Raw genomic sequence first — 22,313 nt, forward strand, 5'->3', positions numbered from 1 at the left:
CTTTTTCAACCATTTATCTTGATCAGTTTGAGATGGACCTCGTTCAGCCCCAGCCTCGCGGTCTCAATCTTGAACCCTACCGTGCGGGATTCCATCTCGATCCACGGGGGCGCGTGATCGCAAACGATCTCCAGAGTGGCGAACTTTCCCTTCCGGATGAAGGATTGAAGGATCTGCTTGCTGCTTAGTTCAGGCCTCTTTCCCTGTGTCTCCTTGATCGAGATGAAGAAGTTGCCGGGTGTGCTCTCCAGCGGGACAGGGACGGCCGCGGTCAGAGGAGTTGCCGCCTCGTTGCGGTCCTTCTCATTCTCTGACCAGACCTGTTCCAGGAACGTGTCCGGCTTTCCTGGGATCTCCCATACGTTGAACTGTGCCTTCTCCAGTTCATAGAACAGGGCCCCGCTGGCCGAACGGGCTACGAATATCTTGCATGGTTCCATGAACTTGAGGAGTTCCCCGACCTTGCTCCTCATCTCGCCCAATCCTTTGGTCGGGTCCACTTTGAAGTCCATCTCCCGGTCCTTCACCCACACCCCTTTGTCCCGTCTGTAGACGACCACTGTCCCAGGCCGGTTGAGAGGGATCGTGGCGCCGTCCTCAACGATGGCGGCGACCTCATGAGCATCATTTTCGCACATCTTTCCAGATCCCTTATTTCAACATCAGGCGTTCCACTGCATTGCCGCCCTCGATGTGCTGGTCCAGTATCTCTTCGACGTCTCCCGGTGTGACGGAACCATACCACACATTGTCCGGGTAGACCACCACGATGGGCCCTTTCTCACAGATGCCGTAGCATCCGGTGTTCGTGACGAAGACCTCGTTGCTGATCTCCCGGTCAGATATCTCCTCGTTGAACTTTGCCAGCACATCCACACCGGCCTTGGAGTGACAGAATCCTTTCTGTTGGCCGTTCGAACGCGAGCTGGTGCATACGAAAATATGGTGCTTCGGTTTTTGCATGTCATTTACCTCCCTTTTCGAACAATTCCTGTTTCTTCCTTTGGCGATATGTGCCGTACTTTGATTCGAGCAGAGTGTTGGTGAACCGGTCAAGGAAGGCCAAGGTCCCGGCATATCCGGCGGAAAGGATCCTCTGCCCTCCGACCCGGTCGTTTATTGGATATCCGACCCGGACGAGCGGTATCCCTTGCCTTTCGGTCAGCACCTTCCCGCCCGAATGACCGATGGCGATGTTGACGCCGGAACGGACACATGCCTCTTCGATGGAGGCAAAATCGGCCTCCCCGATCAGCTCAGGCTGCTCGTCCTCTGGGAACAACGGAGCGATGAGGTCCTTCAGCCTGGAGATCTGGGTCCCTGATGCGACGACTGCCGGGAAAGCGCCGTTCTCTGCGCACAAGGTTGTGAACGCGTAGACCAGTTCCGGCTCGCCATAGACAGCCGGCAGCCCTTCCGCGTTATACTTATGGGAATCGGCCATGGCATCCAGCAACCACCCCCTCTCCAAGGTCAAGCTCTCTGGGACCGTTCTTCCCGTCAACTCCCGCAAGGTCTTCAAGAAAAGATCTGTGCTCTCCAGCCCTATCGGAAGAGGCAGGTTGTACAATGGCACCCCGAACTCTCCCTCCAAGAAGGCACCCGGTGAAATGTTGGCTGGGCAGGTCCTCCCGAACTGGATGGTGGCTGACGCCCCGCCCATCCGTTCTATCGATCGGGTAGGGGTGCCGCCGGAGGGGATCTTCTGGTACCTTCCCCCGAAAGGGCGGTCCAAGGTCATGGAATAATCCGGGATCAGTGTATGCTCGATCCCCATCAGAACAAGCATTCTTTTGATCTCACGAATGTCCGCTGGGCTGATGTGCGGTACTATGATATTGATGCCCTGATGCTTCTCTAAAAGCGATGCATAATGTTGGACCACCGCCTTGGTTGCCGCCCAGAAACCTTCCGAATGACTACCCGCATAGGATGGCGTGGAAACTGGAATGAAGTCAACCTGACAGTCAGGACGCGCATTTTGATACTTCTGGACCATCCCCTTCACATCGTCACCTATCGTCTCCGACAGGCAGGTGGTGACGATCCCCAGTACTTTGGGCCGGTACACGCGAAGGACATTGTCCATGGCCTTGTGGAGGTTCGGCTCACCGCCGAATATGGTCTGCTTCTCGTTCAAAGCGGAGGAGGCGATGTCCACCGGCTCATTGAAATGTTCCACATTGGCCAGGCGCATGTAGGTGCTGCACCCTTGGGAGCCGTGGACAAGGACCATCGCCCCTTCGATCCCCTTGAATGCGATCACACCGCCCAATGGCATGCACATGTTGCACTGGTTCTCATTGACCTGCTTCGCCCGAAAGGTCTCGTTGGCGATCATTGCCGTTCCCTCTCTGGCAGGACCTGCCTAAGATGCTTCCAGACCGGAGAGCAGGCGCTGATGTACACTTCACGAGCGAACCGCAACGCGCCCTCATATCCGGCCAGCGCGTCCTTGCGGTCATGGTTGTGATCGATGAAGCCGATGCCCAGCTTATAGGCCAGGGTACGCTCCTTCACCCCTCCGGCCATGACGTCGATCTTTTTCTCGAGAAGGAACCGCTCCAGCTCTGCTGGGTTGGCGTCGTCGATGATTACGGTACCATCCTCTAGCATGCCGCTGAGGGTCTGATACTCCTCAGAACGCCCGGTCTGGGTGCCGACGACCACAACCTCGACCCCCAGCTCATTTAGCTGACGTACTATGGCCATGGCCTTGAATGCCCCTCCGACGTAGATGGCCGCCCTCTTTCCCCGCAGCTTGTCGCGGTAACGTTCCAGCTGCGGCCGTAGCATGCTGGTCTCACGCTCGATCAGTTCCTCGGCCCGCTTCGAGACCTGATCGTCGCCATAGAATCTGGCGATGCTGCGCAGGCTGGTGGCGATGTTCTCGCTGCCGAAGAAGTTCACGTCCAGACAGGGTATGCCGAACTCCTTTTCCATCTGGGAGGCTAACCAGTGCATGGAGCCGGTGCATTGGACCAGGTTGAGCCGGGCTTCCGGTGCCTTCTTCAATGCCTCAACGGATGAATCGCCGGTGAAGGCGACGTTGATCTCGATCCCGATCTCCCTGAGATACCGCTCCACTATCCATTTCTCACCTCCGAGGTTGTACTCACCCAGGAAGTTCACGGTGTTGTTCTTCTTGATCTTGGTCCCTTCCTTGGGGCGGATCAGCCTTAGCAGCGCCTCGGCAGCGGCGCGGTATCCGACTATCTTGTTTCCGGAGACGAATCCAGTCGATTCCACTGGGATCACGTCTATGCCGTACACCCGCGAGGCCTCCTTGCACACCGCGATGATATCGTCTCCGATGACCCCGACCACGCAGGTAGAGTAGACGAAAATAGCCGGCGGCCGGTACTTTGAGACGATCTCGTCGATACATTCCGCCAGCTTCTTCTCGCCTCCGAAGATCACGTCCCTCTCCCGAAGGTCTGTGGAGAAGCTGTTGCGGTACATCTCAGAACCGCTGGACAGACTCCCGCGTATGTCCCAGGTGAAGGTGGCGCAACCTATCGGGCCATGCACCAGGTGGACCGCGTCAGTGACCGGGTTGAGCACGACCCGCGCCCCGCAATAGACGCAGGCCCTCTGGCTCACCGACCCGGCAAGACTGTCGTTCCCGCAGCTCACATGGCTCTTGCTCTTCCCCTTGGTGACGATCGAACCCTGACGTTCTTCGATGCACACGGTCTGGGCGGAAGACCCGCAGTTGGTACCCATGCTATTTACTCCAGTCCGGTCCCGGTCACAGCACCAGCTCGAAGTCCTCGTCCAGGCTGTCCCGGTCCCTCCTTTCCAGAAGGGTGTTGCTTATCATCTCGATCAGGCGCATACAGCCGCGGTAGCCTACTATTGGCATCAACGGGTGGACGGCGCGATCCAGCACCGGGAACCCCACCCGCACCAGCGGTATGTCCTCTGCCCGGGAGATGTACTTGCCATACGAGGTCCCGATCAGCAGGTCCACCGGAGATTGTTTGATCCATTGGTGCAGATCGAAGAGATCTCCTTCAGCCTTTACCTTCCGCTCGGTTATCCCGGCCCCGTCCAGCATCTTGTTGATCCGGATCTCGAATTGGGGCCCCGGCGTACCGGTCAGCACATAAACCGGCCTCATGCCCATGGTGAGCAGGAATTCGGTGAGCGGGATGACTATGTCCGGATCACCGAATACCGCCACCCTCTTCCCCTGATAGTGGAAATGGGTGTCGATCAGGGTATCAACCACCTGGCCCCTCTCGATGGTCAATTCATCCGGCACTTTGACCCCGAATCCCTTTTTGAGGGCCATTATGAGATCATCGGTCGCCTTTACACCGATCGGGATGTCCAGTGGGACGCATGGTACGCCGCACTTCTCCTGGAGGGCGATGCCGGCCGCATCCGACGAGTATGATCCCAGCGACAGGGTCATCTTGGAGTTGCCCGAGTCCCTGATCTGGGCCACGGTCGTTCCGCCCTTGGGATACATCTCGTACTTGTTGGTGAGCGGTGAGTCCAGTACGTCCGTTGTGTCCGGGAACATGGTGAAGTCGATGCCCATGTCGTGAACGATCCGCTTCATCTCCCTCATGTCCCCCGGGTTGACGAAGCCGGGGATCAGGTTGACCCTTTCTTTACGGGCACCTCCGTCAAATTGGGCCAAGTACGTGACCATCGCCTTGCACATGTTGCTGAAGCCGGTCACGTGCGAGCCCTTATAGCTGGGTGTGTTGGCGTGTATCACGCATTTTCCTTCGGGCACCTCTGACTGCTTGATCATCGTGGCGACATCGTCACCGATGGTCTCAGAAAGGCAGGTCGTGTGCACGGCCATTATTTCCGGGTTGTAGATCTCGAACACGTTCTTGATCGAGGTCTTGAGGTTGGCCGCTCCGCCGAAGACCGAGGTGCCCTCGGTGAACGAGCTAGACGTGGCCAGCACCGGGTCGCGGAAGTGCCGGGAGAGGTGCATGCGGTGATAGGCGCAGCATCCCTGGGAACCATGGCTGTGCGGCAGGCATCCGTGAATGCCTAAGGAAGCGTACATCGCCCCGATCGGCTGGCAGGTCTTGGCCGGGTTGATCTTGCCGACAGTGTGCTCTACCGTTTCCTTGGGGACGCATTCAAGCATCGGGGACACCTCCCTTGGGTTCAGCCTCTTCCCATGGCGCCTCGACCAGCTTCCAGGCCGGGGTGGTCATGGCGTTCACGACCTCACGCGCGAATACGATGGCCCCGGTGAAGCCGGCATAGGGGCCGCTGTAGTCGTAGGAGTGCAATTGCTTCGCTGGCACGCCCATCTTGTGGATGACGTACTTGTCCCTGACCCCGGAGAAGAACAGGTCCGGCTTGAGGATCTTTATCAGGTCCTCGATCTCATGATGATTAAAGTCGTCGATCATGATCTGGCCATCCTTCATGCAGGAGTACATCCCCTCGTAGTAGTTCAGCGACACCTTCTTCTTCAGTTCCTCGAATTTCTCCTTGGACATGCTGAGATGAACGTGGCCTTCGCGGAACAGTTCCTGGTCCGGTTCGATGTGGAGCTCGGGAATGTTCTTCTGGTCCGCGTCCGGTTGGATGGAAGGGATGACCTCCCTTCCTTCGTAGTCATCGCGGTGGGCGAACTCGTATCCGGCCACCACCACCTCCATCCCCAGGTCCCTGAGGAGGTATTGATAATGGTGGCTGCGGGACCCGCCCACCAGGGTGAACGCGGTCTTGCCGGTGCATATCTTGCGGTACTGTTCGATCGCCGGCATGATGCGTGCCGTCTCGCGGGCGATGACCTCTTCGGTCCTTTGGGTGAGGGCCTCGTCCTGGAAGCACTGGGCCAGCTGGCGCAGCGATTGTGCGGTGCTCTCCACGCCGATGAAGTTGACCTTTATCCATGGTGTTCCGTACTTGGTCTCCATCATCTCGGCGATGTAATTGATCGAACGGTGGCACTGGACCAGGTTCAGGTCGGCCAGGTGCAGGTTGCGGATATCCTGGTAGCTGGTGTCACCGGTCAGGACGCAGTTGATGTCATAACCGATGTCCTTGAGGATGCGTTCCAACTCCCATCCATCCCCGCCGATGTTGTATTCTCCAAGGATGTTGATCACATGCTTGCCGACCTTCTCCCTGGCCCCCTTCCCGACCACGAACGCCATGAGGTTGTTGTTCGCGATGTGGTGGCCGCCCGATTGGCTGACCCCTTTGTATCCTTCGCAGTTGAAGGATAGGACCTGGATGCCGTGCTTCGCCTCGGCCGCCTTGGCCACTGCGTTGATGTCGTCCCCGATCAGTCCGATGGGGCAGGTCGAGCAGATGCTTATGGCGCTCGGATGGAATGTGTTGACCACTTCGTCGATCATCGCCGCCAGCTTCTTCTCTCCACCGAAAACGATGTCGCTTTCCTGCATATCGGTGGTGAAGCACATGCTGTTGAGCATCTTCTCGGGTGGAGTGTCGTCATCGGCCCGAGCCTTGTTGCGCCTGGTGCCCCAGGCATAGTAACTGCAGCCGACAGGCCCGTGGACTATATGGGCCATGTCCTTTATCGGGCCGAGGACCACGCCCTTGCACCCTGCATAGCAGCAGCCGCGCTGCGTGAGTATGCCGGGGATGGTGCGGGTGTTGGCCTCGATCTGCTGCGGTGCCGCCGCCTGGTCCTTGATAACTATGTGTTTTTTCCGGTTCTTCTTGACCTTGTCCGGATACTTGGAGTACATGCCCTCGAGTTCGGCTTCGTTGATGGTCATTGATGAATCACCTTACCATATGGCTGCCTCGCCGGATTCCCCGGTGCGCACCCGAACGACGTCCAGGATGGGCAGCACCAGTATGATGCCGTCACCCACTGCCTTCTCCGACTTGTTGGCCGTGGTTATCGCGCTGACTATCCTTGGGACATCCTCATCATAGGCCAGAATGGTGAAGAGCCTCCGCGGGAACGGCCTCGATCCATCGAGGAAGCTGGTCACCTGATGCTCCGTATCGGCTGGGTCATTGATGTCGTCGTGCGCCATCTCCATCAGTTCCTTCTTGTGCTCCTCGAGGACCTCCGGCCTGGGGACCGGCTTTCCGCGGCCAAGGACCTTGACCGCTGTGAACCCGGCCACTCCCGCATCGATGAGCGCCTTCTTTGTCGCGCTCGTCCTGTTCATCCGTACAAGTGCCATTATTTCCTTCATCTCGACACCTCGTTACAGCCCCTTCCCGCCGCGGGAGATGGTGTAGGCCTCTTCGACCGAGCTCACGAATATCTTGCCGTCCCCGAACATCCCGCTCTCCCCGGTCTTCGCGGCCTTCAGTATGGTCTCGATTATGGTCTTCTTCCCCTCGTCGTGGATCACCACCATGATCATTGTTTTCGGTATCTCGTCGTAGACGACGTTGCCCACTTTGAGGCCTTTCTGTTTTCCGCGTCCGACCACATCCACGATGGTGGCGGCTGGGAATCCTTCGGCCCACAGGGCGCCCAATACCTCATCCTTCTTCTCCGGGCGTACGATGGCTCTGATCAGTAACATTTGTCTGGCCTCCTTCACATGTTCCTATTTTCAAGCATCCATGAACCCGTGTTTCATCATCAGTTCCTCGAGACGGTCCTGCTTCATCGGTTTGGGGATGACGAACATTTTGTTGGTGTCGATGGCCTTGGCCAGGCTCCGATACTCTTCTGCCTGGTTGGAGGTCGGATCGAAGTCGATCACCGTCTTCTTGTTAATCTCCGCCCTTTGGACCAGGTTGTCCCTCGGGACGAAATAGATGAGCTGAGAACCGAGCTCCTCCGCGAATGCTTTCAAAAGTGCGTGCTCGTTATCGACCTTACGGCTATTGCATATTATGCCGCCCAGCCGGACCTTCCCGTTAATGGCATATTTCTGGATGCCTTTGGCGATGTTATTGGCCGCGTACAGGGCCATGAGCTCACCGGAAGCGACGATGTAGATTTCCTCCGCCTTTCCCTCCCTTATGGGCATGGCAAATCCGCCGCAGACGACGTCACCAAGCACATCATAGAAGACGTAGTCAAGGTCCGGAGTGTACGCTCCTAGTTGTTCGAGCAGATTGATGGAAGTGATGATGCCACGACCAGCGCAGCCCACTCCCGGTTCCGGCCCGCCTGACTCGACGCATTTGGTACCCATATACCCCGGTTTCAGAACTTCGTCCAGATCGACGTCGTCCCCTTCGTCCCTCAATGTGTCAAGCACTGTTTTTTGACACAGCCCATGCAACAACAGACGGGTCGAATCGGCCTTGGGATCGCAACCGACCACCATGACCTTCTTCCCAGCCGATGCCAGCGCCGCCACGGTGTTCTGGGTTGTCGTGGATTTGCCAATGCCGCCTTTTCCGTATATCGCTATTTGCCTCATGTCATAACCTCCTATCTCTCCGCGTCGAAATCGTTTTCATCAATCAGGAAAAATGTCTGGACATTGCCAGAATAATGATTCGGTCGAGCCGTTCCGTGACAGCTCCGATATCCTGAACTCTCCCGATCAAAGACCGGACGCTTCCTCCGGAATTGGGGCGGAGCATTGGGACGCCCTTCCATCCCCTTCGAACAACCGCCCTCACCGATCGCTCTCATCTGTCTACTCTCGAAGCAATAGGTTGTGGATCTCATTGTATGTCCTGCTTCGTCCATGTACAATTAGCTAATAAAGTATTTGATTCCTAGATGTATGAGCATAATTACTATCATAATGCAGACGATTGTACATTGATTGAATCGATAATTAGATGTGTTCATCGAAGCATTTCTAAACCCAAATTGATGGCCAGTCGAGATGATGATACCTTGGAAGGGTTGCTTTCCCATCGATAGAGTTTTGTTAGAATATCAGAAATCTCGGCGTATCTACGATTCTTAAAATAATCAGAATCGATAAACCAACATCTACAATACCGACTAACTGGATACATTGATGGATGGTTCTAGAATGATTATGCTGGATACTCAAACTTGCATAGATTATAAATGAGATCAGGTCGGATGCAACCTGCCAATCAGTCACATGAACAACATTTTTTATCAATATCCAGTATAGGCATTTAGTGCTCCCATGATCTATGACAAAGAACAGATCGAAATGCAGGGCCGGATGAAGATCGCCTTGGATATCCTCGAGAGCTGTGAGGAATTCGTTTCGATCATCCCTGAGGTACGAACAAACCTGGTGTACACGAGGGAAAAGCCGCGGGACCGATCCGATGTCCTGGCGGTCACTGGAAGAATAACGGCTGTCGGAGGAAGACCGTACGCCTCCGGAAAAGCGTCTTTCGGGGCGTCAAGTCACATGGCCAGGTTTCTAATAGCGGTGCATGAGAAATTCCCCCAAGTCAGGGCTGGCATCAACTTCGCGAACGACAAGGACTTGGTCCCCTTCCTGGAATCCTACGCCAAAAAGAAAGGATGGATACTGTGCGCCATTGATCGATCGCACGAACCCCAGGAGATCGTGGATATCGAGGGCATGTCCGTGCCTTGGAAGGCCAAGGAGGTTCTGAGGATATGCGGGGACAGACTGCCCAAATTGGCATATGAGAACGGAGCCGTCGGAAAGGAACCGGTAACAGCCTTGCTCGGAGAGGACCCGATCGAAGTGGTAGAGCAGGTCTGCGAACTGGCCAGGGAATATGCCAAGCAAAGGAATCCTGTCGCGGAGGTCAAGGTGGGCAAGCTCACTCCAGAGGCCCTCGAACGGCTCATACTTCCTCACGTTGGAATGATCAACAGCTCCGTCATAGTTCCGCCCAAGGCCGGCGTCGATTCGGGAGTCATAGACATCGGGAACGGAAACGTGCTGGTGATAGCCGAGGACCCGATCTTCACCTTGCCTGGTCTGCCTCTGTCATTCTTCGGCTGGGCAACGGTGCAAATTGGGGCCAGCGATGTAGCGGTCATGGGCGTCAAGCCCCAATTCATGACCTACACACTATTGCTGCCACCCACGGCAGGCGACCGGGACGTGACCGAGATCGTAAGCTCAGTTGATAAGGCAGCCAAGGAGCTCGGCATATCCATAGTTGGCGGGCATACGGCATACTATCCTGGCATCACCTCACCTCTGGTCGGCGGAGTGACGGTGTTCTCAATAGCCAAGAAGGAAGAGCTCATCACCCCGATGGGAGCGAAGCCGGGCGACGATGTCATCCTGACCAAGGGACCGGGCATTGAGGCCGTGGGTGCGCTCGCGATCCTGATGAGGGAAAAGCTTAGACCGGCCATCGGAAATGAGCTGCTGGCAAAGGCGGAAGCACTGGCCTATCGAATGACGGTTGTGGAGGACGCCGAAATAGCCAGGGGCAAAGGGGGCGTGACCAGCATGCATGACGCCACAGAAGGAGGGGTCATGGGAGGGCTATTCGAAGTGGCCAAGGCGAGCGATGTGGGTATGAGGTTGGATGAACGTCTCATGGTATATCCGCCCGAGGTCAGGGCGGTCTGTGAACATCTGGGCATCGATCCCTTGAAGGTTATCTCGGAAGGTTCGCTCATCATCACCTGCAAGCCCGACAGTTCAGAGAAGATCCTGACCGGCCTAAGGGAACGATCGATAGACGCTTCGGTGATCGGTAAGGTGACCGGAAGGAAGGAGGAACGCCTGATCACCAGAATGGACGGCACGGACGAGAACCTGGCCGTACCCGCGGTGGACGAGTTCTGGCCTATGTTCTTCAAAGCCCTTCAGGGATAGTGCTGCTGGATCTCACCGATGATACGGTTTGCCCGGCCTACTGACGAGTACTATCCCTGAACTCGGCCAGCACCCGGTAGGCCACGGCTTGGCTGGAGGTCATCGCCATCATCGCCCCGACCATGACCGCATCGAACATCTCGTCCTCGCTCGCTCCATACTTCGAGGCCTGCTTGAAGTGGACCATCAAACAATGTTCTGCACCCAGCGCCGACCCCGCCGCGATAGATGCCAGCTCCATTGTCTTCTGGTCCATGAACTTCGGTTTGAACAGGATAGCGCTGGAGAGTTCGGAATAAGGGATGAACATGTCTGGGCGGCTGGAAAGCACCTCCGATACCACCGGGATCTGCCCGTAGACCTTCCTGACCCGGTCCAGGACCCTCTGAACGCGCTCTTCGCTATAGCGGTCACCCTCGGGATTGCCCTCTGCCATGGTGGCCCGAAGGCGGTGCGATGGAATAATCCTTTCACTCCGTTACGGCAACGGTCATCTACGTGGGCTTAGGCACCGTCCGAATTCCTTTCGATTATCCTGAGGTACAAGAAGGTGGCCCATCTGGAGGGAGCCTTCTTCTGACCGAACTCCCAATCCCGGTAATCCTGCCATATCGACTCGGGTGTCAGTCTTCCCTGGTGGTCCGCCTTGGATGTCAATACCGACATCATGTCAGCATATCGGAGATCGGAACGGACTCCACTGAACCGGCTGAGCACATCAGCGACGTGAAGTATGTCGTACCAGACCAGGGGTGCCTTCACCTTGCGGAAATCGGTTCCCATATAGAACTGGTATGGATGCCTCTCCCGGGAGTCCTTCCACAGGTCCAGCAGGCACTCCGTTCCAAACTTCGCCGCGTCGCTGGAGGCCAGGCCGGGGAATTCGGACATGACCCTCAACGATATCAGGGTGGCATATGGGCATGGGTCTTCCTTCCTGCCCGGTCCACGGAATTTACCGATCTCTTTGGACCCTTTGCACCGCCATCCTTTCTCGGATGACAGGGCCGCGATGTTCAGGGCGGCACGGACGACCCGGGGATCCTCGGCCAGGCCCATTTGGGCTAACGAGCTGACTATCATCGGTGCGTCGCAGATGACCCAAGCCATCTCTTCGACGCCGGAGCCGCCAAAGTGCTTGGGGATGACCATCGGCACCCGGAACTGCCCTTCCTCCGAGATGTTCGCCATCAAACGGTCGATCGCGACCCTCACCTCAAGGTCACCGGCCTTCAGCCCTACATCGGACAGGAACTCCAGGATATGGATGGGATGCGATGGTGACCGGTGGCTGTTGAGAGGACGCCAAGGAGCCGCAACGATCGACACCAGTGACCTGATCTTCGGATCGGAGAGCATGGCGGTCCGGGCGGCCACGACCTCGTGATCGGACCGGTCTAGATGAAGGAGATCGAGCATCGTCCGGTACCTCACGTACGGTGGCCCTCCCATCAGCCATTCGATCGTTCCTTTCCCGATCCTTTGCGTCATGCATACCCAGCAAGTTCTTCAGAACACGTGCAGGTCGTCCTTGTCATGGTGCAGCTGCATCTCTTCCTGCTTGAATATCGCGCACACCGGTTCCTCGATCTCGTGCCCGTAGTTCCGGTACCATTTATCGCATAGCCAGCGCTGCAGCGTCTTGATGTCGTCGTCGCCCATGTGACGGAAGCGGCCCTGCAGTTTCAGGTATTCGGTCACCGGAAGCATCTGTTTCGGCTTGTAGGTGGTGCGCGACTCGCCCTCTTCATACTCGAACAGCGTCCACATGCCCGTTTCCACCGCGAGCTTGGCGATCTCCATGCTCATGGCCGATTCATACTTCCACCCAGGGACGCAGGGGGTAAGTATGTGCAGGAATCGGAACCCGGACATGCGTTTCGCCTTGTCCACCTTCCTAACGAAATCGTTGAAGTGGGCGATCGAAAGCGTTGCCGCATAGGGTGGGTCGTGCGCCTCCACGATCTTCATCAGGTCCTTCTTGAAGGTCCTCTTTCCCTGTACCTTGCTGCCGACCGGCGAGGTCGTGGTCCAGGCACCGAACGGGGTGGATGAGGAGCGCTGTATCCCGGTGTTCATGAACGCCTCGTTGTCCACGCAGACGTACACGATGTCCTCGTTCCGGTCCAGGGCGCTGGAGAGGGCCTGTAGCCCGATGTCGAACGTACCACCGTCTCCGGCTATGCCCACCACCAACGATTTCTTTCCCCGGCGTCGGTATGCCGCCCTGATCCCGGTGGTGACCGCTCCGGTGTTCTCGAACGCGGTGAAGAAGTAGGGTGTCCGGAAGGATGAGGTCGGATATTGGGCGCTGAACACGACCGCACAGCTGGCCGGGACATAGACGGTGGCGTCCGGTCCGAGGATGCGCATCACGTTCTTGATGGCTATGGCCACGCCACAGCCGGGGCAGGCGCCATGGCCGCTCATGAAGAACTCGTTCCGCTTGATGTCCTTGAGACCGTGCATCTCCTCCATCACATGTCACCCCTCAGATCATGCCAGTAAACATCGCGTTCGGGCGTCTTCTCCATGCTGTCCTCGACCACCTGGAACACTTTGGAGAGGATCTCCGGCGTGAGGTCCCGTCCTCCCAGTCCGGCGATATGGTCGGTGACCGGCAGAACGCTCCCGTATAGGGCGTTCCTCACCTCGGTGAATACCGGTCCATATGAGTTGAATGAAACGGAACGGTCGAACACCCCCAATGCCTTGAGACCGGACACCGCCTCGATAAGCTCCCCCTTAGGGAATGGCCTCATGAAGCGAATCCGGATCAGACCCGCCTTCTTACCCTCCGCCCTCAGCCGGTCCACGACCAGGCGGGACGTTGTGGCGGCGGTGCCGATCGCCACGATGGCATATTCCGCCCCATCCATCCGGTACAGGTCCAGCAGATCGCCATAGGAACGGCCGAAGCGTTTACTGAAATCGATATCGATCTCTTTGATAGCAATCTTTGCCGAATCGATCGCCCGGTCCAGCTGGTACCTCATCTCCGTGGCGTACTCCGGCGGGCAGATAGGGTTCATAACGATCGGATCGTCCGGATCCAGTACGTTCACCGGGACATATTTCGGCAGGAAACCGTCCACAGCCGCCTGATCGGGTATGTCGACGCGCTCCACGGTGTGCGAAAGCACGAAACCGTCCAGGCATATCATCACCGGCAGCATGACCCGGTGGTCCTCGGCCAGGCGGAACGCCTGCAGGGTCATGTCCAGTGCTTCCTGGTTATTCTCAACGTAGCACTGCAGCCAGCCCGATTCCCTCTCCGGCATCGAGTCATTGTGCTCCAGCCATATACCGGCCGCGGCGCCGAGGGAACGATTCGCGTTGGCCATGACCACTGGCAGCCGGATCTGAGGTGCGGCGTAAAGCATCTCATGCATCAACGCCAGTCCCTGCGATGCTGTGGCGGTGAACGTCCTTACGCCCCCGGCACTGGCCCCGACCGCCACGCTCATGACGCTGTGCTCGCTCTCCACCGGGATGAAATCGGCGTCCATCTCACCGTTGTTGACGAACTCGGCGATCTGTTCCACGATCAGTGTCTGCGGGGTGATAGGGAACGCCGGAACGACCTCCACCCTTGCCAGCCTGGCACCCCACGCCACAGCGTGATCGCCGCTGATGACCTTGACTACCATTCCTTAACCCCCTTGACCATCTCGATGGCGTTCACCGGACATACCTGGGCGCATATGCCGCAGCCTTTGCAGTACCGGAAATCCCACTTCTCATAATCATCCTCGAGGCGATGTATGCATCCTTCCGGACAGCTGAACCAGCAGCGAAGGCAGCGGATACACTTCTCTTTCAGATAGTGGGGCGAGCTTGTCCTCCAGGTCCCGGTCATGTTCTGCCAGGAACTGCCCGGGCCGACATTGACCTTGCCGTATGACCCAGAAGGAAGCGTGACGCCTATCGGTATGTCCTGCCAGTTCGGCATCCACATCTCCCGGTGGGCGATCTCGCGGTTGCCCTTGCAGGTGCCCACCTTGGTCCGGTCGAACGATGCCTGGGCTGCGGCGGCATTTATCTCGGCGGCCGCAGGACCGAGCCTCTCCCCGAACCGGTCCGCTATCGCTGCCTTGATCGACCTCAGGGAGACCAGGTCCTGGACCTTGGCCATGGAGCCCAGGATGGATGTGTTAACGATGGGGGCCTTGATGTGCTCCAGGGCAACGGCGGTAGCATCGACCGTGGCGCAACGGACGGAAACGCCCAGATCGACCTCCTCCGGCCCTTTCCGGGTATTGACAACGGCGGAACCCTCCGGCTTCAACCCATCTCCCACTGGGTCAATGTCGAGCAAGGACTCGTCCAGTATGACCAACATGTCCGGCCGGTATATCTGGGACTTGATCCGGATCTTCTGGTCGTCGATCCGTGCGAATGCCCTCACCGGTGCCCCGCGTCTTTCCGCGCCAAAGAACGGGAACGCCTGGGCCTCAAGGCCCTCGATGACCGCTGCCTCGGCGAATGCCTGAGCCGCCATGACCGCTCCCTGACCGCCGCGACCGTGAAAACGAACCTCGAACATGGTACAACACTGGGTTGACAATTGGTCATGTAAGTATATAATCATGCACTGGCTGGTTTGACCAGGCGAAATGTCGGGTAATTCACAACGTTGAAATATGCACGGCTCCGAAGACTAACAGATGGTCGATCATGAAAAGGTAAGCCTGGAGATCTCGAGGGAGACCCGGGACAGGCTCCTTGCGGTCATGAAGACGCTCCACACCACAGACATGGAGACGTTCCTGAACGACCTGCTGGAGGGCATCGAGACTCATGGCAGGAGGCACCGGGTCCAGTCCTACGAGGTAGTGGAAAGGCTGTTCACAGCGACCTGTCCGATCAAGGAACATAAGATAATACAAGGGGAAGGGGAGCGCTGCGAGTACTGCGGAGAGATCCTCCTGGATCAAGGCAAGACGATCTGCACATATTGCGGTTCCCGGGAGATCCATTTCATGGCCAGCTGCCCCCGGCATAAAAGCGGGGTGAACGTGGTCGACTGTTCGAAATGCGAGAGCGGTGTGGTTGACCCAGGTAAGAAGGCGGTCACCTGCCGATTCCTGGGATGAACGAGATTACCCTCGATCTGAATAATATCTTACTAGCCCAATAAGTTGAGTATTAATGGAGATCCATTATTTGCATGACTCTTATAGCCCCTCCATTATTGTATTTTAAACAGGCTTATTTCGTTTTTTGTTTATAACATTTGAGTCGTTTTATATATATTATTGTTACATTTAGAAAGTGATTGCACAATATATACATAGTATTGGGTCCCATAATATTTATGGGGAAGCTGAGAGAAATGGTAATGGTCGATAATAAATACTACTGAATTAAGGCCTTTCATTTTTAATTAGCCCCCGAAGGGGAAGAGTATGGAGAAGAAAATCTCGATAAGTAAATCATTATTTGGAATGTTTGCTGTGGGAATTGTGGTGCTGATGATATTAGCACCATCAGTCGAGGCGATATCCAACACATATACACCATCATATGGAAGATATGGAGCTACAGGGTATGGCGATTCATGGAAGAACGGCTATTGGTCTGGCCATTTTGATGATTGCAGCCCTTACTTCAATATCGATACTGGAAATGGAGGATTGAAGTTTGATGCTATTGATTTCACACCATCACCTAATAATAATATCGTTGGGGAATTCAAGGAATATTTTGGTATGAACATCAATCATTCCCCGCGATCCTCCTCATATTGTCGCGTTGATTTCAATTGGCATACAATATTCGCTATGCAGGGTTCTATCAATGGATATACGGTTCCTTTGTGCAATCTTTACATGGAAGTATATGCAACCGCTAGAGTATGGGATATTACCGGGGGATTCTGGGCCTGCAATGAAGTATGGTTGACAGTATTCAGCCATAACCAAAATGGTGTAAGCAGTTGGTATTCTGGACAGGACATTACCTTCTCAGTATCATGCTATGCATCGATGCAAGTGGGTCATGTTTATCGGTTAGTGACTAGCGTAGGGGGCTATTGTACGGGTTTTATACCGTCCTGGACTGATAACCAATTGGATTTTTATCTAGATATCAATAGCCAGCCAAACATGGCCCATTTGAACTATGTGAAGGTGACATATTGAATTAGATCTAGAATATGGATAGTACCTTCGTAAGATCCGGATCTAATTTAGATCCGGATTTTTTCCATTTTTCCTTCTTATTGTTAATAAAAATTTGAAAGATAATTGAGCCAATCAATTTAATACTCATTAATAATGATTAATACCCCCATCTAACCTTTACCAAAGTATTTGATACAACTCACGATTTTCTTAAATCCAAATTTCTCGACTGATTTCTTATGGCAACACTATCTTACACGGGCTGGACCTCCACCTTTTTCCTGCGACATGAGAACGCTAAAAAAGATTGAGGCAGGTCCGTGACAATGGGCCAAGTGGCCATACTGCGACTCTGAACGCGAATAGAAGCTTGTCCGACCAAATCTCAATCAAAATCATACTCGGCGGAGGGGTGAAGAAATAAAAAATAGGTGTCGAGGGAATCCTTACTCGCGAATGACCCCGTCAACATAGAAGAGGAAGAAAATAATGGCCACCTTTCTGGCGGCTCCTTTCTTACTGGACATAGTCCAGCCAAGATTCGTACATCGGGTCCTTCCCGCTCACCGCGGCGCTGAAGGCCTGCTGCAGCTGCTTGGTGATCGGTCCGGCCTTGCCCGTTCCGATCGAGATGTCGTCGATGTAGCTGATCGGGGTGATCTCCGCCGCCGTGCCGGTCATGAAGACCTCATCGGCCAGATACAGCTCGGACCGGGTCATCGACTTCTCGATGATATCATAGCCCAGGTTCTTGGCTATGGTGGAGACCGAGTCCCGGGTTATGCCCTCCAGAATCCCTGCCGACAACGGCGGGGTGTACAGCACACCCTTCTTGACCATGAAGATGTTCTCCCCGGTCCCTTCGGCCACTTCCCCGTCGGCGTTGAGCATCAGTGCCTCATCGAATCCCCGGTGGACCGCCTCCAGCTTTGCAACCACCGAGTTGATGTAGTTACCGCAGATCTTGGCGTTGAGCATGGCGGACCGGTTACCAGGTTTCTCCCATGTCGACGTGATGATCTTGGCACCGGACTCAAGCTGCTCCTTGCCCATGTAGGCGCCCATGTGGGTGGCGACTATGGAGACCTTGGTCGGCATCTTGGTCGGGTTAAGTCCGATCTTACCCTCCGGGTTCGCCCCATAGTACGCCAACGGTCTGAGATAGTCATCCTCCGGGTTACTGGATCGGACGACCGCCTTGGACGCCTCAGATAGCTCATCCATCGTGAACGGGATGTTCAGCCAGATGACCTTCGCGGAGTTGTAGAACCGGACCATGTGCTCCTGCAGACGGAATATCGCCTTTCCCTTGGGCGTGTTGTAGATACGGATGCCCTCGAACACACCGCCCCCGTAGTGCAAGCCATGGGTCAGGATATGCACGTTGGCATCCTCCCAGTTAACCAGCTTTCCATCCATCCAGATCTTTGATTTGTTTGTCATTTTGAACCCTCCTTTTGTGATACTTCTAATATTGTTTGATGGCGGTCACATCAGATAGCGTTGACCGCTTTTATGAACTTGTCAGGTTTGGCGTTGTCGACCATCGAATCGACCTCTTCGATGCTGCCGATCAACCGTACCCTTCCGAAGGAGTTGCTCGCCAACGCGTACGATTCCTGCCTGGTCTCATCGACCAGCTCACATTGGATTATATCGTGAAGCCGTGAGAGCGCCTCGACCGACCTCTCGGCCTGGACCTTGTCCACGATGGTCAGGACCACCCGCGCCTTTCCCGGGATCTCACACTTGCCTACCACGATCGTTTCGACGTTGATCTTCCTCCGGGTGAACTCCTGGAGTATTCGCTGCATCACGCCGAACTCGTCGTTGACGACCATTGACATTACTTGCATCTTACTCACCCTTCCCTTTCTTTTTCGAACTCGACGATGTCGATGAAACCTCATAGTTGCGAACCGAATGGTTCTTCTTGATGGGGTGATAGTAGCCCTCGTCGCTTTTGCCGTTATCCGACCCCATGGGATACTTCGGGGTCGACAGCCAGGACATCGAGAACTGCCCGTCGTCATCGTTCATTACGTGTTTCGGTTTCTTCCTCTCGCCACCTGCGACCATGCCGGAGATGAGGAACTTGAGCATGACTTTTGATACCATAGGCTAAACCTTCTAGGCGATAATTAGGGACCGACCCTCAGGAGAGTCTCCCTTTTCAGATACCCAATACCAGCTGCTCGACCACTACGATAAGTACTGGGGTCTGAGCAACGCTGAGCATCGTCGATGGATTGTAAGGATTATATTTAACAATTTTGATTGTTGAACACTATCTCTGATCTTTAGAGAAATACGAAAGGCCAAATAAAGAATAGGATTCAAATATTTGAAAATTCCATTCACTATTTGAATCCATACATAAATATAGCCAGTATATTGATATTATTAGAGTATAACCTATTGTAAATATACCGAATAATTCTATTGATTTTTGGGGAATTTGGAGGATAGAATGCTATTCTAAGTCAGTCTAACGCATGCATCAAGACCTACCATGCTCCCTGGAAGGAGTAATATGTTCAATAGAGGCAAAGAAAAAAAATTGAATCGTATAATATGTCTAGGAGTATTGATACTGATGGTGTCGCCCCTATTATTGACGGCACAGAACACTCAGGCAGTCGGATACAGTGTGACGTTTAATAATAAGAACGACCTCAGTCCGGCCACTTTAAACATCTCATGGTCGAAGCCCTCTGGCACACCCAACTTCTATGTCGTTCTTTATGACAGTCATAGAAATGTGCTTGGTCAATGGACCGCGAGCGGTTTGAGCGGGACAATACAATATGATATGAGATTATCCCATGTATCGGGTTGGTGTCAAGTCAGACTGTTCGATCCCTATTACAATCTGTATGCAACCGACATGATGAAAACTGGATTTGTCGTATATTCTTGGAGTTCATTTCCCCAAGCCAATCTGAATCCGAACACAAATAGGGTTAGTACGGTGGCCAATGCGATGACTGCAAACGATCCCTGCCTTTTGTCGATTTCTGCACAAGTAAGAGGGTTCCAGCCAACGTGGGATGGACGTCCAATGCTCGACACCGAGATTGTCACTTATTGGAAAGACTTTAGTTATCAGAGTATTTACGACAAACAGGATCTCAAGGAAATTAAGGTCTATGTCAACAAATTGGCATCGTGGAATGCTAACGAAGGCTGGGGCAGCGTATTATATGGAAGTGCGTCAGGATATTCGCAATCCTATGCTGACATGACTTATGCCAATACCAATGTATACGCGGCCGCGGTCACACCAAATTCGTATTTTGGTGAGCTAGGGAATTTCGAACCCGGATACTACGCAGGTGTTCATCCTGGGAATGATGCGTTTCAAGCCCTTGATGGTACAGTGAAGGTGTGTTATCCTAATGGACCCCCATTCTCTGAAAGCTTCATCGTCAATGGAGGTCAAGATGACACCGGATCCCTTGAAAAATGGCGTGATAATGGTAATCCAGGAATCCCCAATGGGGGACATTTTGTCCAATCATCGTTCACAAACAATGCTTTGGCTTGGTGCAGATGGAATAGTTTCCAATTGATGCCTGAGGATAGAAGCAATGAAGCGATTGGATTCAATCATGCCTTACTAGGGATGGGGTCGCATGTTGGTTATGTGTTTGAAATTTGGGCAGAGGCAAAATACTGGAATTTCGTCGGAGGCAGTCCAAATACTCCTTCGACTCTTTCAACACCCCATATCTATCTCTGTGTAACCCCGTAAACAATTTCGAACCGAGGTCTATGACCTCGATTTTTTTATATCACAGATTAATGAACAATTCATCCTTTATAATTAGGCCAGGTTTTCAGTAGAAGAAACAATCTTGATCGTTATGATGCTGCCCATTCAGCAGAATGTTGTATGCCGAGAGATTTCGTTCTAATTACTCTCGTCCTTGGTTTCACACAATGGCACTGGTTCCCTATACTCGCCTTCCTTCAGTATCCTCTTAAGGAACGAGCGGGTCCTTTCATTCTTAGGATTCGTGAACATCTCCTCAGGAGTGCCTTCCTCAGCGATCACTCCTTGATCCATGAATATGACCCTGTCGGCCACCTCTCTGGCGAAGCCCATCTCATGGGTCACGACGACCATAGCCATACCCGATGTGTTTGCGAGGTTTTTCATGACCTCCAGGACCTCCCCGATCAGCTCAGGATCCAAGGCTGAAGTAGGTTCATCGAACAGGATCACTTTCGGGTTCATGGCGAACGCTCTGGCGATAGCGACTCTTTGCTGCTGCCCGCCAGACAGCTGTCCCGGGAAGGCGTCAGCCTTATCATCCAGACCGACCCTATGCAACGCATCAAGGGTTATCTTCTCTGTTTCCTCATGACTCAGTTTCTTGACCTTTCTGAGCGCCAAGGAAACGTTGTCCTTGGCAGTCAGGTGCATGAAGAGATTGAAGCTCTGGAAGACCATCGTCATATGAGAACGGATCAGGTCGATGTCAATCCCTTTCTGCATTATACTATAACCTTCGAAGATCACATCGCCAGAATCAGGGTCTGTCAGACGGTTCATGCACCTCAATAAAGTGCTTTTACCGCTGCCTGAGACTCCAATAATGACAACGACCTCGTTCGGCATTATTTTGACCGAAATGCCTTTCAGTACCTCATTATCCCCAAACCTCTTGTGAATGTCCTTCATTTCGATAAGAGGCGTTACCATTTACCCACTCTCCATGTATCCGGGAATACGATATTTTCGTTCGACCAGGCCCATGATATTTGAGGTCGCATAAGTCAAAGTAAAATAGACCAAAGCCAGGAATGGGAATATTATGAAAGGCTGGAAAGTTTGGGCTTCAAGAATATTGCCTAATTTGGTAAGCTCAACCAAGCTGATGACGTAAGCTAGAGATGAATCCTTGATCACTGTCACATACTCGTTAGTAATTGGCGGGATAATGAGCCTAAAGCTCTGGGGAAGAATAACATGCCTCATTGCCTGGAAATAAGACATACCGGACGATCTTGCCGCTTCCATCTGCCCTTTTGGAATCGATTGAATCCCGCCTCGGATGATTTCAGCCTGGTATGCTCCGCTGTTCATTCCTAGAGCGAATATTATCGTTGGTAACGCATCGATGTTGATGTGAAGAGCTGGCAATCCATAATAGATGAAGAATATCTGAATGAGAAGAGGAGTCCCGCGAAGGATTTCCACATACACCGTTGAAATTCCTTTTATAAAGAAATTGTTAGAGATCCTCCCCAAACCTACAATTATTCCTATTGCATAACCTATCACGATTGAAAAAATGGATATCTCCAATGTCACCAATATGGCATTGATGAACCGGTCTGAGTTTGAAGTAATAATCGAGGAGCCGGACGCGAGAACATAGGCAATTATGATCACTATTATGACCGCGATCGTGGTCAGCGTTCTTTTTTGGGTCAACATGTTCTGCCTTAGGTTCACGGGTTCAGCCTCCTCGGAAAAATGTTAAAAGGGGTTTGA

At 53.9% G+C, this 22,313-nt stretch carries 23 protein-coding genes; 4 read left to right on the forward strand and 19 right to left on the reverse strand.

Features of this window, described 5'->3' with window-relative positions:
• Nucleotides 1-5: 5 nt before the first annotated feature.
• From VGK23_06525 to nifH, 9 genes are read right to left on the reverse strand one after another with little or no spacing between them, the layout of a single operon-like run.
• The gene (locus tag VGK23_06525; protein ID HEY3420191.1) at nt 6-638 is read right to left on the reverse strand and encodes a Fe-only nitrogenase accessory AnfO family protein; all 633 of its coding nucleotides are present in this window, start codon (nt 636-638) and stop codon (nt 6-8) included.
• A gap of 13 nt (nt 639-651) precedes the next feature.
• The gene (locus tag VGK23_06530; GenBank protein ID HEY3420192.1) at nt 652-963 is read right to left on the reverse strand and encodes a 2Fe-2S ferredoxin; all 312 of its coding nucleotides are present in this window, start codon (nt 961-963) and stop codon (nt 652-654) included.
• 1 nt (nt 964) lies between these two features.
• On the reverse strand, nt 965-2,341 hold the full coding sequence (locus VGK23_06535; protein ID HEY3420193.1) for a nitrogenase component 1: 1,377 nt from the start codon (nt 2,339-2,341) through the stop codon (nt 965-967).
• Nucleotides 2,338-3,726: a nitrogenase iron-molybdenum cofactor biosynthesis protein NifE gene (gene nifE, locus VGK23_06540; protein HEY3420194.1), complete on the reverse strand. Its 1,389-nt coding sequence runs from the start codon at nt 3,724-3,726 to the stop codon at nt 2,338-2,340. The genes VGK23_06535 and nifE overlap by 4 nt, the downstream gene beginning before the upstream one ends.
• Before the next feature lie 25 nt (nt 3,727-3,751).
• On the reverse strand, nt 3,752-5,119 hold the full coding sequence (locus VGK23_06545) for a nitrogenase component 1 (GenBank protein HEY3420195.1): 1,368 nt from the start codon (nt 5,117-5,119) through the stop codon (nt 3,752-3,754).
• On the reverse strand, nt 5,112-6,734 hold the full coding sequence (nifD, locus tag VGK23_06550) for a nitrogenase molybdenum-iron protein alpha chain (protein HEY3420196.1): 1,623 nt from the start codon (nt 6,732-6,734) through the stop codon (nt 5,112-5,114). Before nifD ends, VGK23_06545 begins: the two co-directional genes overlap by 8 nt.
• Before the next feature lie 12 nt (nt 6,735-6,746).
• Nucleotides 6,747-7,166, reverse strand: coding sequence for a P-II family nitrogen regulator (locus VGK23_06555; protein HEY3420197.1), 420 nt, complete (start codon nt 7,164-7,166; stop codon nt 6,747-6,749).
• Nucleotides 7,167-7,178: 12 nt separating this feature from the next.
• Nucleotides 7,179-7,505 (reverse strand): P-II family nitrogen regulator, encoded by a 327-nt coding sequence (locus tag VGK23_06560; GenBank protein HEY3420198.1) that lies wholly within the window; start codon nt 7,503-7,505, stop codon nt 7,179-7,181.
• A 30-nt stretch (nt 7,506-7,535) separates the two neighbouring features.
• On the reverse strand, nt 7,536-8,357 hold the full coding sequence (gene nifH / locus VGK23_06565; protein ID HEY3420199.1) for a nitrogenase iron protein: 822 nt from the start codon (nt 8,355-8,357) through the stop codon (nt 7,536-7,538).
• Nucleotides 8,358-9,050: 693 nt separating this feature from the next.
• Between nifH and VGK23_06570 the strand changes: the two genes are divergently transcribed.
• Entirely contained in the window at nt 9,051-10,685 is a 1,635-nt protein-coding gene (locus VGK23_06570) for a thiamine-phosphate synthase family protein (protein ID HEY3420200.1), read from the forward strand.
• 37 nt (nt 10,686-10,722) lie between these two features.
• Here VGK23_06570 and VGK23_06575 read toward each other — a convergent pair whose 3' ends face one another.
• The 5 genes from VGK23_06575 to VGK23_06595 all read right to left on the reverse strand — a co-directional run bounded on the left by VGK23_06575 (nt 10,723) and on the right by VGK23_06595 (nt 15,231).
• A complete protein-coding gene (locus tag VGK23_06575; protein HEY3420201.1) occupies nt 10,723-11,121 on the reverse strand; it encodes a carboxymuconolactone decarboxylase family protein in 399 nt (132 codons plus the stop codon).
• Between the two features lie 68 nt (nt 11,122-11,189).
• Nucleotides 11,190-12,176, reverse strand: coding sequence for a hypothetical protein (locus VGK23_06580; GenBank protein HEY3420202.1), 987 nt, complete (start codon nt 12,174-12,176; stop codon nt 11,190-11,192).
• A gap of 18 nt (nt 12,177-12,194) precedes the next feature.
• Nucleotides 12,195-13,163, reverse strand: a complete 969-nt coding sequence (locus VGK23_06585) for a thiamine pyrophosphate-dependent enzyme (GenBank protein HEY3420203.1) — start codon at nt 13,161-13,163, stop codon at nt 12,195-12,197.
• Nucleotides 13,163-14,335, reverse strand: a complete 1,173-nt coding sequence (gene porA, locus VGK23_06590; protein HEY3420204.1) for a pyruvate ferredoxin oxidoreductase — start codon at nt 14,333-14,335, stop codon at nt 13,163-13,165. The genes VGK23_06585 and porA overlap by 1 nt, the downstream gene beginning before the upstream one ends.
• The gene (locus tag VGK23_06595) at nt 14,329-15,231 is read right to left on the reverse strand and encodes a 2-oxoacid:acceptor oxidoreductase family protein (protein HEY3420205.1); all 903 of its coding nucleotides are present in this window, start codon (nt 15,229-15,231) and stop codon (nt 14,329-14,331) included. The genes porA and VGK23_06595 overlap by 7 nt, the downstream gene beginning before the upstream one ends.
• A gap of 121 nt (nt 15,232-15,352) precedes the next feature.
• On the opposite strand from VGK23_06595, the gene VGK23_06600 reads away from it, so the two are divergent.
• Both VGK23_06600 and VGK23_06605 read left to right on the forward strand, forming a co-directional pair.
• The gene (locus VGK23_06600; GenBank protein HEY3420206.1) at nt 15,353-15,781 is read left to right on the forward strand and encodes a hypothetical protein; all 429 of its coding nucleotides are present in this window, start codon (nt 15,353-15,355) and stop codon (nt 15,779-15,781) included.
• 312 nt (nt 15,782-16,093) lie between these two features.
• Nucleotides 16,094-16,828, forward strand: a complete 735-nt coding sequence (locus VGK23_06605) for a hypothetical protein (protein ID HEY3420207.1) — start codon at nt 16,094-16,096, stop codon at nt 16,826-16,828.
• A 498-nt stretch (nt 16,829-17,326) separates the two neighbouring features.
• Here the strand turns inward: VGK23_06605 and VGK23_06610 are convergent, their stop codons facing one another.
• The 3 genes from VGK23_06610 to VGK23_06620 are packed head-to-tail and all read right to left on the reverse strand — an operon-like array spanning nt 17,327 to nt 18,928.
• Entirely contained in the window at nt 17,327-18,253 is a 927-nt protein-coding gene (locus tag VGK23_06610; GenBank protein ID HEY3420208.1) for a branched-chain amino acid transaminase, read from the reverse strand.
• Nucleotides 18,254-18,303: 50 nt separating this feature from the next.
• The gene (locus VGK23_06615) at nt 18,304-18,666 is read right to left on the reverse strand and encodes an acetolactate synthase (GenBank protein ID HEY3420209.1); all 363 of its coding nucleotides are present in this window, start codon (nt 18,664-18,666) and stop codon (nt 18,304-18,306) included.
• Between the two features lies 1 nt (nt 18,667).
• A complete protein-coding gene (locus VGK23_06620) occupies nt 18,668-18,928 on the reverse strand; it encodes a hypothetical protein (GenBank protein ID HEY3420210.1) in 261 nt (86 codons plus the stop codon).
• A gap of 865 nt (nt 18,929-19,793) precedes the next feature.
• Here VGK23_06620 and VGK23_06625 point away from each other — a divergent pair.
• Nucleotides 19,794-20,564 (forward strand): hypothetical protein, encoded by a 771-nt coding sequence (locus VGK23_06625; protein ID HEY3420211.1) that lies wholly within the window; start codon nt 19,794-19,796, stop codon nt 20,562-20,564.
• 159 nt (nt 20,565-20,723) lie between these two features.
• Here the strand turns inward: VGK23_06625 and VGK23_06630 are convergent, their stop codons facing one another.
• Together VGK23_06630 and VGK23_06635 are read right to left on the reverse strand one after the other, a co-directional pair.
• Nucleotides 20,724-21,518 (reverse strand): amino acid ABC transporter ATP-binding protein, encoded by a 795-nt coding sequence (locus VGK23_06630; GenBank protein ID HEY3420212.1) that lies wholly within the window; start codon nt 21,516-21,518, stop codon nt 20,724-20,726.
• Nucleotides 21,519-22,274 carry an amino acid ABC transporter permease gene (locus VGK23_06635; protein HEY3420213.1) on the reverse strand — a complete coding sequence of 252 codons (756 nt, stop codon included), beginning with the start codon at nt 22,272-22,274 and terminating at the stop codon, nt 21,519-21,521.
• Between the last annotated feature and the right edge of the window lie 39 nt (nt 22,275-22,313).

Source organism: Methanomassiliicoccales archaeon (assembly GCA_036504055.1).
In the GTDB taxonomy this organism is placed as follows: Archaea; Thermoplasmatota; Thermoplasmata; order Methanomassiliicoccales; family UBA472; genus DASXVU01.

Coding starts and splice junctions, on each gene's coding strand:
- VGK23_06570 (HEY3420200.1), top strand. CDS start 9,051: ATGATCTATGACAAAGAACAGATCGAAATGCAGGGCCGGATGAAGATC.
- VGK23_06605 (HEY3420207.1), top strand. CDS start 16,094: ATGGAGAAGAAAATCTCGATAAGTAAATCATTATTTGGAATGTTTGCT.
- VGK23_06585 (HEY3420203.1), bottom strand. CDS start 13,163: ATGGAGGAGATGCACGGTCTCAAGGACATCAAGCGGAACGAGTTCTTC.
- VGK23_06535 (HEY3420193.1), bottom strand. CDS start 2,341: ATGATCGCCAACGAGACCTTTCGGGCGAAGCAGGTCAATGAGAACCAG.
- nifE (HEY3420194.1), bottom strand. CDS start 3,726: ATGGGTACCAACTGCGGGTCTTCCGCCCAGACCGTGTGCATCGAAGAA.
- VGK23_06530 (HEY3420192.1), bottom strand. CDS start 963: ATGCAAAAACCGAAGCACCATATTTTCGTATGCACCAGCTCGCGTTCG.
- VGK23_06560 (HEY3420198.1), bottom strand. CDS start 7,505: ATGTTACTGATCAGAGCCATCGTACGCCCGGAGAAGAAGGATGAGGTA.
- VGK23_06630 (HEY3420212.1), bottom strand. CDS start 21,518: ATGGTAACGCCTCTTATCGAAATGAAGGACATTCACAAGAGGTTTGGG.
- VGK23_06615 (HEY3420209.1), bottom strand. CDS start 18,666: ATGCAAGTAATGTCAATGGTCGTCAACGACGAGTTCGGCGTGATGCAG.
- VGK23_06575 (HEY3420201.1), bottom strand. CDS start 11,121: ATGGCAGAGGGCAATCCCGAGGGTGACCGCTATAGCGAAGAGCGCGTT.
- VGK23_06545 (HEY3420195.1), bottom strand. CDS start 5,119: ATGCTTGAATGCGTCCCCAAGGAAACGGTAGAGCACACTGTCGGCAAG.
- VGK23_06610 (HEY3420208.1), bottom strand. CDS start 18,253: ATGACAAACAAATCAAAGATCTGGATGGATGGAAAGCTGGTTAACTGG.
- VGK23_06595 (HEY3420205.1), bottom strand. CDS start 15,231: ATGTTCGAGGTTCGTTTTCACGGTCGCGGCGGTCAGGGAGCGGTCATG.
- nifD (HEY3420196.1), bottom strand. CDS start 6,734: ATGACCATCAACGAAGCCGAACTCGAGGGCATGTACTCCAAGTATCCG.
- porA (HEY3420204.1), bottom strand. CDS start 14,335: ATGGTAGTCAAGGTCATCAGCGGCGATCACGCTGTGGCGTGGGGTGCC.
- VGK23_06580 (HEY3420202.1), bottom strand. CDS start 12,176: ATGACGCAAAGGATCGGGAAAGGAACGATCGAATGGCTGATGGGAGGG.
- nifH (HEY3420199.1), bottom strand. CDS start 8,357: ATGAGGCAAATAGCGATATACGGAAAAGGCGGCATTGGCAAATCCACG.
- VGK23_06525 (HEY3420191.1), bottom strand. CDS start 638: ATGTGCGAAAATGATGCTCATGAGGTCGCCGCCATCGTTGAGGACGGC.
- VGK23_06620 (HEY3420210.1), bottom strand. CDS start 18,928: ATGGTATCAAAAGTCATGCTCAAGTTCCTCATCTCCGGCATGGTCGCA.
- VGK23_06600 (HEY3420206.1), top strand. CDS start 15,353: ATGGTCGATCATGAAAAGGTAAGCCTGGAGATCTCGAGGGAGACCCGG.
- VGK23_06625 (HEY3420211.1), top strand. CDS start 19,794: ATGACTGCAAACGATCCCTGCCTTTTGTCGATTTCTGCACAAGTAAGA.
- VGK23_06555 (HEY3420197.1), bottom strand. CDS start 7,166: ATGAAGGAAATAATGGCACTTGTACGGATGAACAGGACGAGCGCGACA.